At 56.4% G+C, this 13573-nt stretch carries 10 protein-coding genes and 2 pseudogenes; 6 read left to right on the forward strand and 6 right to left on the reverse strand.

Translation table 11 applies throughout. The annotated features are described in order from the left end of the window. Positions 1-600: 600 nt before the first annotated feature. The 4 genes and pseudogenes from M0D67_RS24590 (at position 601) to M0D67_RS24605 (ending at position 5203) form a co-directional block, all read left to right on the forward strand. The gene (locus tag M0D67_RS24590) at positions 601-1983 is read left to right on the forward strand and encodes an MFS transporter (RefSeq protein ID WP_266240052.1); all 1383 of its coding nucleotides are present in this window, start codon (positions 601-603) and stop codon (positions 1981-1983) included. A gap of 105 nt (positions 1984-2088) precedes the next feature. Beyond that, entirely contained in the window at positions 2089-2241 is a 153-nt protein-coding gene (locus M0D67_RS24595; protein WP_236002527.1) for a hypothetical protein, read from the forward strand. A gap of 57 nt (positions 2242-2298) precedes the next feature. Next, positions 2299-3474, forward strand: a pseudogene (locus M0D67_RS24600) (IS3 family transposase). Positions 3475-4171: 697 nt separating this feature from the next. Then, positions 4172-5203 (forward strand): porin, encoded by a 1032-nt coding sequence (locus M0D67_RS24605; protein WP_266240057.1) that lies wholly within the window; start codon positions 4172-4174, stop codon positions 5201-5203. Between the two features lie 609 nt (positions 5204-5812). Here M0D67_RS24605 and M0D67_RS24610 read toward each other — a convergent pair. After that, entirely contained in the window at positions 5813-6955 is a 1143-nt protein-coding gene (locus M0D67_RS24610; protein WP_266240059.1) for a uracil-DNA glycosylase family protein, read from the reverse strand. 53 nt (positions 6956-7008) lie between these two features. Here M0D67_RS24610 and M0D67_RS24615 point away from each other — a divergent pair, with 53 nt between their 5' ends. Further along, a complete protein-coding gene (locus M0D67_RS24615; RefSeq protein ID WP_266240061.1) occupies positions 7009-7140 on the forward strand; it encodes a hypothetical protein in 132 nt (43 codons plus the stop codon). Between the two features lie 515 nt (positions 7141-7655). Here the strand turns inward: M0D67_RS24615 and M0D67_RS24620 are convergent. The 5 genes and pseudogenes from M0D67_RS24620 to M0D67_RS24640 all read right to left on the reverse strand — a co-directional run bounded on the left by M0D67_RS24620 (position 7656) and on the right by M0D67_RS24640 (position 12164). Beyond that, positions 7656-8549 carry a nucleoside triphosphate pyrophosphohydrolase family protein gene (locus tag M0D67_RS24620; protein WP_266240063.1) on the reverse strand — a complete coding sequence of 298 codons (894 nt, stop codon included), beginning with the start codon at positions 8547-8549 and terminating at the stop codon, positions 7656-7658. A gap of 1181 nt (positions 8550-9730) precedes the next feature. Beyond that, on the reverse strand, positions 9731-10135 hold the full coding sequence (locus M0D67_RS24625) for a GFA family protein (protein ID WP_266240064.1): 405 nt from the start codon (positions 10133-10135) through the stop codon (positions 9731-9733). Between the two features lie 128 nt (positions 10136-10263). Beyond that, positions 10264-11382 (reverse strand): alkene reductase, encoded by a 1119-nt coding sequence (locus tag M0D67_RS24630; RefSeq protein ID WP_266240065.1) that lies wholly within the window; start codon positions 11380-11382, stop codon positions 10264-10266. 187 nt (positions 11383-11569) lie between these two features. Next, positions 11570-11785, reverse strand: a pseudogene (locus M0D67_RS24635) (hypothetical protein); the annotation flags it as partial. 154 nt (positions 11786-11939) lie between these two features. Beyond that, complete coding sequence (locus M0D67_RS24640) at positions 11940-12164, reverse strand: DUF1488 family protein (RefSeq protein ID WP_308112591.1); 225 nt, start codon at positions 12162-12164, stop codon at positions 11940-11942. A 723-nt stretch (positions 12165-12887) separates the two neighbouring features. Here M0D67_RS24640 and M0D67_RS24645 point away from each other — a divergent pair. Further along, on the forward strand, positions 12888-13505 hold the full coding sequence (locus M0D67_RS24645; RefSeq protein WP_266240066.1) for an NADPH-dependent F420 reductase: 618 nt from the start codon (positions 12888-12890) through the stop codon (positions 13503-13505). Positions 13506-13573 lie beyond the last annotated feature (68 nt).

The raw sequence follows: 13573 nt of genomic DNA on the forward strand, positions 1-13573 counted from the left end.
AATTCGATCCTCCCATTGTGGGTATTTATACCCGTTTCTGTACTGCAGTACCATAAAAATATTCGAACACTCAATGCGATTGCAGGCAGGACTATGTATAGGTGCGGTACGGCGAAGACCGTGTCGGGGTATGTGCGGTTGCATGAAAAGAGGACGTCCGATTCATCTCCAGGCCGTCCTTCCCTGAACTGCGCGTAATGCGTCGTCGGTTCGGGCAGGGATTCGCCCATGTTGTTTGCAGCGGCACACTCACGTCTGACGATTACTTGCTCAACGTCTCTCGGTTTTAATCGCTAAGTATTCGTTTCATTCGCTGGGAATCAGCCACTTTTTAGCGCTGCATGGTTGTCCATGCGTTTCGCCGATCGCCATCGACGGCCTCCAAGGAGCGAAGTGCGGAACGTTCTCACTTTTACCTTGACGACGTCGAAGTCGACGCTTATTGTACTCAAATCCCATTTCGGAACTAGATTTCCTTGTCGAGCTCCGAGCGCAACGTGGGATAGGAGACAGTCTCGACTAGCCGATCTCGGCGCCGCGAGATGAGAACACAAACCTGCAAACTGATCGAGGTCCATTACCTTGGCCCATCACCCTTCCTTGAACGACACACAGCAATCCGCTGAGCCACGTGCAGGCGCACGTGCGTGGTATGCCGTCGGTCTGCTGCTATGTCTATACATCCTGTCTTTCTTCGGTCGACAAATCATTTCGCTTTTGGTGGAGCCCCTCGAGAAGGACTTGGGCTTGACCGAGGTCCAGATCGGGCTCCTGATTGGCTTCTCGTTCACGCTGGTCTACGCCATTGGCGGAATAGCGTTTGGATGGTTCGTCGACACCTTTCCACGAAAGCTGATTATCTTCGTCGGCACAATTGTCTGGGCCCTGAGTTGCATCGGCTGTGGCCTCACCACGTCGTTCGGATGGCTCTTCGTCGCTCGCATGGGTGTTGGCATCGGCGAAGCAACGTTGATGCCGGCGGCATATGCGCTCCTGAGCGACACATTCCCACGGCGGCGGCTAGCCACTGCACTGGGAATTTTTTCGTTTGGCGCCACGTTTGGTATCGCAATTTCTCTCGGTCTCGGTGGCTATCTACTGGCGCTGTTTGCTCGCTCTCGTGGGATAGAAACGCCCTTGGGCCACCTTGACCCGTGGCAAGCAGCGTTTGTTATAGCGGGGTGTCCTCCACTTGTCTTCGGCCTGCTCGCGCTGACATTGCCTGAACCCACTCGGAAAAAAAGGGCCTTCGGGCATCCGCCTGCTGCGACTCCGCTACTCACCGTGCTTCGTCGGCGTCGAGGCATCATGGCCGCCCAGTTCGCGGGATTCTCTATGAATGCAATGATGGGATACACCCTGATGGCGTGGGCACCAGCATTCATGAGCCGGAGCTACGGCTGGAGACCGGGTGAGATCGGTCCAGCGCTCGCGCTTGCTCTCGGCCTAAGTGGCGCTATCGCCACTCTTGGCAGTGGATGCCTCGCGGATCGCATGTGGGCACGCGGCATAAAGGGCAGCCATTACATACTCGCCGCATCAGCTTTATCCGTCTCCTCTCCATTCGGCGTCATCGCCTTTCTCTCACCCAGTCCCTGGATTTTCCTTGCGGGAATTTTCGTGGTGTATTTCGCGGCAGCGGTCGCACTCAACATGGGCGCCACCTCACTTCAGTTGCTTACTCCGCCTGCTTTGAGGGGGCGTCTGTCCGGTCTGTATCTTTTCTGCACTAATATGTTCGGGGCCGGCCTCGGTCCGCTGATCGTCGCGATGCTGACACAGCATCTATTTCATGACCGCGCCAAAGTCGGCATTGCGATGGCTATCGTGACACCCACAGCCGCGTTGACTGGCGCAATCATTCTTGGCCTCGCATGGCGCCGGTATGCGAAGTTGATTACGGCTGCCGACGACTCAATTGATGAAGTGGAGTCGGTTGACATCGCGGCACCTAGCGTCGCGGTATTAGGGACGAAATCATAACGTCACGACACTGGCGTTCCTCGAGTTCTCGTAAGCGCGTGACCACCCGTCTTGAATTGCGCTGACCGACTTGGAAACAACGTGTCCACTTAAATAGGTGGACACGTGAATACTATCGAAGAAGAAGTGCTGCTTGGCCGGCGCCGACGCCGGCGCTATAGCGTGGAGTTCAAAGCCGAGGTGGTAGCGGCTTGCCAGGCGCCGGAGGTGTCGCTCGCCGCCATTGCGTTACACCACAAATTGAACGCGAATCTGTGAGGCCGGCCGGAAAAAGTGGAAGCCAAGATTCCGCAAAATTTAGGAATGGTGGCGTACATGAACCGAATCCCCAAAGCTGTCTACACGAAGCAATTCCGTGAAGAGGCGGTGAAGCTTGCGATGACCGAGGGTGTTGGTGTGTCGGGGCTGCCCGTCGGCTGTTGATATCAATGAAGACCGTGGCAAACTGGGTGCGCGCTGTGAAGGCCGGCAAGCTGGAGCGTGTGGGTCAGCATCAAAAGCCGTTGACGGAGATCGAAGCTGAGCTCGGGCGAGTTAAGCGGGAACTGGCCGAAGTATAGATGGGGCGCGATTTGCTAAAAAAATTCGCGACGTACTTTGCGAAGGAGTCGCGGTGAAGTACGGCATGATCGAGCAGATGCGATAGGACTATGCAGTGCCGCCGATGTGCCGGCTGCTGGGCGCTTCCATGAGCGGCCATTACGCGTGGCGCAAGCGCTCGCCATCGTTGCGCGCACGACAGGAGGCCCGACTAGAAGCCGAGGTGCTCGCTGCGCATCAGCGCACGCGTGAAAGCTTTGGGTCCGAACGCTCGCAGAAGCACCTCGGTGAGCATGGCATGCAGCTCGGCGTTCATCGTATAAAAAGGCTGCGTCAAAAGCTCGGTTTGCGTTGCAGGCAGAAACGCAAGTTCAAGGCGACGACCAATTCGAAGCACGACCTGCCAGTGGCACCGAACCTAATGAACCAGGATTTCAGCGCAACCGCACCAAATCAGGCGTGATGTGGCGATATCACGTATATCGCGACCGACGAAGGCTGGCTGTACCTCGCTGGACTGAGACGGATTTGTTCAGCGGCGAACTGGTCGGCTACGCCATGAGCGAGCGCATGACGAAGCATCTGGTGATGCAAGCGCTGTTCCGTGCGGTCGCATCGCAGCGCCCAGCGCCTGGTCTGATCCATCATACGGATCGCGGATCCCAATACTGCGCTAAGGCGTACCGGGAGCTCGTCGGCCAGTTCCGCATGCAGGCGTCAAAGAGTCGGCGAGGAAACTGCTTTGACAACGCACCGATCGAATCGTTTTGGGGCACGCTGAAAGGCGAGCTGGTCTTTCATCGACGCTTCGCCACACGCGAAGAGGCCAGGCGAGCCATCAGCGAATACATTGAGATCTGCTATAACAGGCAACGCACGCAGGCTCGTCTTGATTACCCGTCACCTGTAGCATTCACGCAGCGATACTATCTGAATCGGGTCGCTGCTTAACCCGTCGGCGTCCACGCATTCCGACCGACCTCAGTTCGAAGTATGCCGCTATCAACGGTGATAACGGTCGAGCCTCGCCTGTGCGAACTACACCAACGCCTTGCACAGAATCGCATTGACCTGGCGCAGTTCAAGGTTTCCTCGCTCCAGCCCTTTCAGGCGTTCCGCTCCGAGGCGTTGCCCTCGATCCGTAGGCACTGATTCCGTTTTTCCTGACACATCCAGTTGCGCCGCGTCTAGCCGGCGCAGCCCATCTCGGCAGTGATCGACGTGATCATCACATTGCAGTCGTGTCGAGTTTCCGGGGCAGTCGTCGTTGCCTTTTTATGCGACGTTCAAGTAGTCACTCTCGACGGTGGGAGACATGTCGAGGGCTATGCGGCCAAGCCGCGGGTATCCACCGATATGCCTTTGTGAGACTTCATTCCCATAATAGGACGTGAATACCCAAACGAACTTCTCCTCTGCGTATCCGCTTGCAATTGTCTGTACGTTTGGGTCGCTGTGCGTTGCTAGTCTTGCGGTCATGCCCGAGGATAGCTGTCAAGCGGTGCGGCCGTACAACAGTTGGGTCGATGATGCCCCTGCATCACGGTACGGATCGATGTCACAACTTTCCTAGTCCCTGTCAATTGCATCAGTGGCGGGATGTCAGTTACGACTTTAAGACAATATTCAATAATTAGTAATACATACTATGGAGATGACCGTGAGGCGATACTTACCTGGTTTGTTGATTGCTCTGCCTCTAGCTTCTACTCAGGTTCGGGCACAAAGTGACCTTACTCTATATGGAATCCTCGATACCAGCCTGGAAGTCACAAATGTTGGAAATGGCGCGACGGCAAGAATGGATTCCGGGGGAGTGAACGGGTCTAGGTATGGCTTGAAAGGTACGGAAGACATCGGGGCTGGTTACAAAATAAAATTTACCCTTGAACAGGGGATTTCATCTACTACTGGCGCCGCATCTAATCCCGCGCTCGCATTCAGCCGTCAGGCTTGGGTCGGAATGGCTGCTCCTTGGGGTGAGGTACGAGTCGGACTACAGAACTCGCCCGTGTACGTAACGGTGACTGGTGTGCTTGATGCATTCACCGTCAACACGTTGGCATCCGGCCTGGACAGTTTTTTAAGTATCTCGCCAAGACAAAATGATGCAATTACGTATCTGAGTCCGGACTTCCACGGACTATCCGGCCAGGTCATGGTAAGTTTGCGTGATTCAAGTACAAAACCGGACAACGGTATTGCCGCCTATAACCTCGCAGTTGAATACAGTCGCGGGCCGTTAAATTCTGCAATAGGTTATCAACGGGTTACCAACTTCAAAGGTAGTTCCACCCTCAACGCGCTGTTCGCCGGAGCCAACTACGCATTCGGGCCGCTTAAAGTTTTTGCTGCATATCACAATGCAAAAATCACAGGTCTAGTTGATAGGGACGTTTATTCGCTATCAGCTAGCTATCAATTCAGCGTTTCAACAATGCTTTCCTTCGGTGGCGCTCACGCCCACGACAGGTCTGGCATGGGCAATGGAGGTGACCAAGTTGGGCTGATGTACTGGTATTTCGTCTCGAAGCGTACCACCCTGTACGCAAGCGCAGCATTTTTGGACAATCACAATCACGCAACTTTCACGATTAACGGTGCTCCGGTGGGGATCCCGGTTGCGTACCCCGGTGCCAACCCTAGAGGCATACAACTAGGTATCCAGCATCGGTTCTAGAGATCGGCCGGCGCACCATGCATGCCGTCTTCAGGCAAAACTCACCTAAAAATAGGGCCCGACTACACGTTAGCGCCATTACTTGCACATTGTATTCGGTCGGGGCCAATGCGAGGGCGCGATCTGTGTGACCCGAGTTCGAGACACGACGTGGCCCGTTTTGCACTAACGATGCGGATTCCAAAACCGGGAACGATGCTGGAAACACGCGCAGCTCCCGCCCCTCCGCAATGCGAACTCCATTGGTTTGGCTCCCACGAAGCCCTGGCGCTACTTGCATGGGTAGCGATCGAGGAATCCGCTTTGGGATCACATTAGCCGGAGCATCAGTTGGCCACAGGGCCGCCGGCCAGCAAGACAGAGCCGGTCGGCACGACCAAGACCTTCCATCGGTTTCGGAGCCGAAATTGAACAATTCAAGCTGGGCACAGGACAGCAGGCGACAGCTGATGAGCACCGCCTCGCACAGGAGCGCCGCGAGTATGCTCCCGACCACGTCGTGCGCAAATGGAACCGCGAGGCCGGGATCGAGCCTCCAGCATCGGAGTCAATCGAACACACCCCGGTGAGGAAAGGATGGCGGTGCCGCGCGTTGGCGGGTGACGCAGTCTAACGAATTCCGTGCGCCTTCACTTTCGTCACAAACGGCAGCACGGCGGCGTTATAAAAATTTGCGCCGTTCGATTGTTCCTTTCGGAGTAGCGCCCGCATGTATTTGCTCATGTAGACGGCCCTCTTAAGTTCTTCGTCACGCATGTCGCCGTACTTCGCGACGACCGCCTTTACCGCTGCTTCATCAGGGTCAGACAGTGCCTGAGTGGGCTCGTTCGCAAGAAAATCAACCTGGCTAGCAAGCCCAAGCATGACCTTGCTGCCGACGGGCCGAACCATGACTCCCGGGACCAATTGCGGCAGCTTTGCCAAGTGCAGGTCTACAAAATATGGGCCGTCCTTTTGCCGAACAACATACGCATTCGTAAGACGTTCCCCGGTTGCATCAAGTGAGGCCAGCTCAGCCAGGAAACACAACTTATGAAGCGCAAAGTAACTGAGCCCTTCTGGCTTACTCTGCAATATCCGACGAGCAACGTGCCCGAGCTTTGCGGCATCAGCCCGAGGCTTGCCGCTGACCGATCTCTTACGCTGCCTCTTTCGCCTCCTCAGAGTCTCCGCGACGAACTGGTAGTCACTTAGCTGATTTGCGAAACTGCGGTGAACCATGGCTCGTTGCCCCGGGTGATACACAGGTATCAGGGATCGGCGCAACCATGCGTTGTTCGTTCTAACGTGCTCGCGGAGCGACAGCGTGTGCGCATGTAGAATGCCGCACGCCTTGAGGGCCACAGCACCAAGCGTAACCACAAGTGAAGGATCGACTATCTCGATCGTTTCCCGCAGGAAGGGTGCGCAGTTTGCGATCTCGACAGGCGTAGGCGTCGCATTGTTGCCTCGTTCATCTTTGGGGTTGCACAACACTGCGTTAGTCACGAACACGTCGTATCGACTGATTCCTACCTGTTCGATGAGGCTCTCGAAGTTGTGCCCGGATTTATCCCCGTGAAAGGGCAAATGCGACCCATCGGCCCCGAGTCGCCCGGGCGCCTCACCAACAAACATGAGCGGCGCGTCAAGAGGACCGCATCCGGGCCCGAGAACGCGCGCGCTCCCCGTCATCCGCGGGCACTTCTCGCAAGCGGTTACACGATTGACCAAGTCAAGGAACTTGGTCTCCTTATCATCGGCGGACGTCATTGCATCAGTGAACGAAGCTGTTGCTGAGAGCAGTCAAAGTAAGCATGAACTGAATGGCAGATAAGCTTTCCCGGCTGCTTGTTCGAGGCCGCGCATATGAAGCGAAGCAGCCTGCCCAGTCCGGTGAAATTGCCCAGCACTTTGTTGAAGAAGTCATGGTTCCGGTATACCACGACAAGGTCTAGGGAGTCGTCGGCGTTCCAAAGAATTTCTCCAAATTGCCAGCAAGGCCCCCCTCTCGTACGGGGCGCATCTACCGCTGGCGACGAGAGATGAAATACTAAACCGGTGGTGTTCCGCTGCGGCCATGTGCTCAGCTTGTCAATTGCGCGCTCTAGCTGGTTGACGCCGTCAGGCGGAAACCGAATGAGTCGCTCGAAGTACGTGCCCCATGCGTGGCGTCCACGTTGCCATCTACGAGCGCGGTCATGGACTTGCAGGTAGCAGGCGTAGAACTCCAATCGCGTTGCTGCTCGGTCGCAGGTCCGCTGCGGAAACAACGTGTTGGCGACGTCACAAACGTCATCAGCGCCCGCTTTTATGCGAGCGGGCGAATGTTGCTTCAACCAATCTCCCTCTGCTTGGCACGGCTGAGCCACCGTAGTGATTAGATTGCTTACTTCGCCCCGTGCATCGAGTAGGAGAGAACAACCCGCTCGCCACGCTTCGAGTGCCGTAGGACGTTCAACGACGGGAATTGTCATGCTCGTCGTCCCTTTGTGATCGAAGATATCCCTTTTGTAGTGGACGACGCACGATACGTAATGCGTTGTTTATCCAAGTCAACAGTCACATCGCCGCCGCCGTTTTTCTTCAGTTCACGGAACACTGCGTAGCCTTGGCAAATCGCTTGCTGCCACTGCTTTGCTGTACAAGAACGCACTTCCAGGCCTGTTACCATCCTGCGAATGGTCTTAAGAAGTCCGATGTCAATAGAACTCCGGTCTGTATACCAACCTCGCTCTTCTGCCTGATTGAAAACAAGAATTGAGACGGCTTCCTCAATTACAGCGGCACGCGCTCCATCTTCCACTTCGTCAATCTTGGCGTTCGATTTGCGTTTGCACTTGAGCAACGCTCTGCAGACGGGAGACCACCCAAGTACGGCCGCGTACGCGAGATGAAATACATCGTGATAGCGATAGCCATCGTCCTCGTTTGAATTGTCGGTTAGTGCATCACCGATGACGACGTCGTTGACCGACACCTTGACGTAAAGGCTTCGCTCCAGAGGTTTCTCGTAGAAGTTGACAACGAAGCGCCGAGGCAGCCTCTCATCTAACGCAAAGCCGCTATCAAAAACGTTGACACTTCCTTCCGAATACAGCAACTCAGCCTTCTCGGCATTTGCTTTGGCGATCTCCTCCAACGGGATTTCATACAGAGAAGCAAGGCTGGTCAGATACCAGAGCAAATCGCCGAATTCTTCTCGCAACTCCGTTCGAAACAGGGGATTGTCCTTTTGCAGGAGAAGCTTCTTCATCATGCTGTGAAGGTCACCGACTTCACCGACGAGCCCCATTAGTGAGACTGCGCGGGAGGGTCGTTCGTTGGTGCGCTCGACCATCGCTTGATATTCGCTAAACGTTGTCATCGTCGCGCCAGCGTCACTTGTCGAACGTTCCTCGGTTTTCTCAACGGGCGCGCTTCGCGGCATACCCCCTCCCCGAACATGAATTTACTTTTGAGCGTGCTCCAGACAATTCGTGAACGCGTGTTTCGGTGCAGCATAATCGCCTTGCCACCACCGCTTGCCACATGAACTGGGCTTTCCGAATGTTCTCGAGGTGGCATGATGCTGGCGGTAAGAATGACAGTGATCTGCCAGCGAGCAAAGTAAAATTCAGCTTTTGCCCGATTTTTATGCCAAACGCATCGAATCGGGTCAATGATTTTTGCGCAGGTCCAGCGTTGCTCCTGCAAAGCCGGCGATCAATAGAGTTTGCTACCGCTTACAAATGATCACCGGCCAGTGACGTAGCTGCAGGAGCCATTCGGAGCTCCGTCTGCGACTGACCGCTCCGGCCGAACTGCAGTCCATTCCTCACAAAGGACGCTGTCGGGCGAAAATCTGGGGGCATCGAGCGGTTGAGTTTGGACTACGCATAAGACTGCGCCCTGCCCTCGGCCCGTCTCGCCGAGGCATTGCCGCAACGCGTATGCAGTGATAACGGGTTATCGCTGCTGGCACTGGACATTTGAATCTAGCCCGGGCGTCGCGCGAGCGACAATCCCGATTTTCGTCCTGTCTCCAAAGCAACGTCTCGAATCAGGGTTAATTCGTTTCTGACCTCCGCTACTTCGGCAGGAGTTTTGGCAGGGATTTAGTGAGGCGACGGCCTTTTCGGCGGTACTCGAAGAGTTTAGCCAAGAGCGAGTAGACCTCTCGCGCGAATACCTGCTCGAGCATGCGCTAGAAAAGCGCAGCACGCCGATTGAGGAACCGCCTCGTGGTGTTTGGTCAATGTGGGCAAACACCAGTTGGTAGGCAAACTCCAGCGTATCAACGCAGCTGCGCGCCAGTCTCTGTCGATCGCTACAGCAAGTGAACGCTCCACGATCGCCGAGCAAGCGCTGTATCTCTTTGCGCCAGCGTTCGTCACGGGCGCCGGCGCGCACCCCGCCGGACAAACTCCAGGGAACGTCGCGCGCAAACTGACGCTTTCGCGCAACAATCGTCCCCAAGTCGCCGTCCCGTGATCGTTGGCGAGGTGCGCACCGGGGAAGCGCTCGTTCAAGGTCACCATTTACGCTTGAACTGGGGAGAAAGGGTAACTAAGCCGGCTGAGCCTCTGCGTGCTGCACCCGATCTGGAACTGATACCCAGTCCTGCTTGCGCTTGAGCCACACCGCATCGGTGGGCCTCAGCCAACTCGTTTCGTCAAGCGTGCCGGGCTTGATCACCACAACCGCCTCGCGACCCTTGATTTGCTGAAAGATGCGCACACCACAGTCGGGGCAGAAGAAGCCTGTGTTCTCATTCCCGCTATCTGCGATGCGGGTGTACTGCTTCAGTTCGCCGGTGAGTTTCAGACTCTCGCCCGAAACGATCATCGACATGCCAAAAGCGCTTCCAGATTGTCGCTGGCACTCCTTGCAGTGACACGTCACAGTTCGCAGCGGCGCCGCCGTGACCCTATAGCGCACCTGGCCGCACTGACAGCCTCCGGTGTATTCCATCGCTTCTCCGATTCAGTTGGAAGAAACACGCTCACTCCGAATCGCCTGAGTCAGCTATCGAAATCCAGAGTCGAGTTGCCTTTGTGTTCGTTGTCCATCGTTGTCTCGTCAGTCACTTCAACCGGCCGCTAAACCGGTAACTCGCCGAGCGTCGGATAGTCCGTGTAGCCGCGCGCGTCTCCCCCATAGAAAGTCGTCCGATCGTATGGATTCAGAGTTGCGCCCTGTCGGATGCGGCGAGGCAAGTCCGGATTGGAGATGAACATACGACCGAAAGACACCGCGTCGGCCGAGCCCTCCTCGATCGCTGCAGCCGCGGAGGCTCCATCAAAGCCCCCGTTGGCGATCAGAATCCCTGGCCACAGAGGCCGCAGCAAAGCGCTTGCGAACGGCTGACCGGGCCGCGGCACGTCACCGCGCGCAGCAATACCACTCGCACGCGGCTCCACAACGTGGAGGTAATCGACACCAAGCTTCGCCGCGCTCTCGAGCAAGCACGCGTAGACCGGCATCGGATCGTCTTCGCCGCTGTCGTTTGCCACGCCAAACGGAGAGAGTCGAATCCCGACAGGGCGACCGTTCGCTACGCTCGTCACTGCCTCGATCACTTCGATAGCGAGGCGACATCTGTTGATGACGGAGCCGCCGTACTGATCCGTGCGGTGGTTGGTGCGGCTTTGCATGAACTGCTCGAGCAGATATCCATTCCCAGCCGAAACCTCGATACCATCAAAGCCCGCAGCCAGCGCATTCTTTGCGGCTTGCACATAGCTCTGCACCAAGGCGGGAATCTCACCGAGCTCAACCGGGCGCGGTACGGGGTACGGCTCACGTGTCCACGATGCAGTCAACGCCATCCCGCTAGCTGCCACGGGAGAAGGAGCAAGCGGAATCCCACCGTCCGGCTGATGCGACGAATGGGAGATCCGCCCAACGTGCCATAGTTGCGCGAACACGTTGGCGCCCGCGGCGTGCGCGGCACTTACCACCTTTCGCCAGCCGTCAACCTGGTCTGCAGAGTGAATGCCCGGAGTCGCGGGCGAGCCTTGTCCGTCAGCACGAATCTGGGTGGCCTCCGCCACGATCAATCCGCCTTCTGATGACCTTTGCCCGTAGTAGAGCGCATTCAGCTCGGTAGGGACGTTCCCGGGAGTTGACGCCCGCATCCTCGTCAGAGGTGACATCACCACCCGATGGGCCAGCCGAACGGAGCCGATCTGCAACGGCGCGAATAAAGAAGTGTGCATAGCTAGAAGCCCTAATGCGAAGGCTTCTAATGCTAGGCGTCAAGCTGCGGCCGTGCTCGCGGTTTAGGTTGATAAGCGGCATCAGTTTCTCTGATGAGTCGCACCGCATGCTCGCGTTGGCAGCTCCACAGCGGTTGCGTGGCGGAGTACGCCATCCAGCTCATCTTTACGCATGTCTTTCGGGCGTTCATCCGCTGATCGAGCAGCCATCTTTGTCCGCTTTCCGATCGTCATCGGGCACGCGCCCGTATATCGTGAGAAGCTCACGCGCCGCGACGCCCAGCAAACCGACGTCTGTGCCGTCTGCAACGAAGGTAGCTCGGGTGGCAAGATACTCGCGCGCGCAAGCTTTGTCCGGAGCGAGCACCTCGGCCGCTTTACCGTCTCGCCGAACGAAATCGATCATGAACGGTCGCGCTTTTTCTGGCCGTACAACGCCCACTTCGTCCTTCGCGATGTCGGACGTTCATGCAGGGGAAATCGGCAGTTTGCGACGTCGTCTGCGTGAAACCTAGCGTTTGCCGACGAAGTCAGTAACGGTGAGCCAGACGGGCTGATCAGGGCGCGCGCCTTTTTCTTTCCGCGACAGCAATTATGCGTTCGCGCCCATCTGCAAACGTTTTGAGCATGCGTACCTCGCAGGCGCCTAACGGCAACCAGAAATGCGCCTCAAGTGCCTCACGTGAAATTGCACATTCAGCAGAGCCAGCCTGCTCGGACAACCGGAAGGCGATTCTGCCTCCGTCTGGCGGCACGCTTGGCACGAAATCAAGGACGTCCATGAAATACCTCCCAAATTCACCCGAGGACTTTTAGGTCGCTGTCCCTCGCTTGCAAATTTACCAGAACACGCGTGGCAGCCAACTGCGATTGCCACCAAAGACCTCGGACTAGGGTGCGCATTTGTGGAAACCAGTCTGCCGCGCTCCATAGACTTGGCGTTGAAGTTTGTGGGCGATGGTTTTTCGCTCGGCAGTTAGCTGCATTGTTATAGACGGGCGCAACACGGCACAATGGAACGCAGTCGCCCGCCAAGCCCGTGCTTTGTTGCACTGATGAGACTCTTCTATACAAAGATGGTGGCCGTCGGCTGGAAGCAATGTGCGAGAGCGAACTGCCGGCAATAGTGCGGTCAGTAACTTTCCGCGTCATTCGGGAAGTTTCTTCTGTCTTCTCAATCTGCCCTCCCTCTCCTTCCTCTCTCCTGCGGGTTGCTGAGCACGGAGAAGGTCAAGTCGATCGGTCTTGGTTGCAAAACGAGATGACTGGTCGTATTATTTTTGTGGTCTAGGGATGCAGGGAAATAATCTGCAAAGAGAGCAGTTTCCCCTCAAAAGCCGGTGCACCTTCCGTAGCCCGCCGGCCGGATCGCCACATGCTGTTGTTGTACAGTCGGCGCGCAGCGCAGTCAAAGCCGGTGCTATCACAGTGGGGTACGCCCTATCACCGAAGTTAAAGTATGTAGTTAGGCATCGAACCTGCAACAGTGTTCTGGAGCATGAGTTATGCAAAAGTTGAATATCTCGGTACTTGGCACCGGTGACATGGGAAGTGCCATCGCGACCGCCATGAGCAAGAGGACCGGTCATTCGGTTCGCGTTCGAGGCTCGAAAGCAGGCAGCGCTTCTGCGATCAAGCTGAGCGGGGAGCTCGGTGTTTCGGAGGCGACGGAACAAGATATCCTCGACAGCGATGTTGTGTTTGTAGTCGTGCCGGCTGCAGCGATTCCTCAGGCGGCTACCACGCTATCCGGATACAGGGGCATTGTGATTTCTGTATCTGTCTCAGGTGATGTTGGGCGCGACGGTCTGCCAAGTTCATCTGAGAATATCGCTAAGGCGCTGCCCGGAGCCCGGGTTGTCAATGCTTTCACGTCCGTCTGGTCCAATGTCGTTCGGGAGCCTGGCAAACTCGAAAAGACTAGCGTATTCGTGTGCTCAGACGATGAAGAAGCGAAGGCAACAATAGTTGAGCTCGTCAAAGAGGCTGGGTTTGATCCGATTAACGGTGGCAAGCTCGCCATGGCACTGTACGCTGAGGCCATGGGAATGTTCGCTGTTCGACTCGCGACCGATTCTGGTTACGGCCGGACCATCACCTTCCGCGCCTTCCAGGCAGTCTGATAACACGCCACGTGTCGTCGTGACAAAGCTCCTGCTGTGTAGTTTCACAGCAGAAGCGCCGGCAGAAC

The sequence above is a fragment of the Paraburkholderia sp. SECH4 genome (assembly GCF_030511745.1).
Taxonomy (GTDB): domain Bacteria; phylum Pseudomonadota; class Gammaproteobacteria; order Burkholderiales; family Burkholderiaceae; genus Paraburkholderia; species Paraburkholderia madseniana.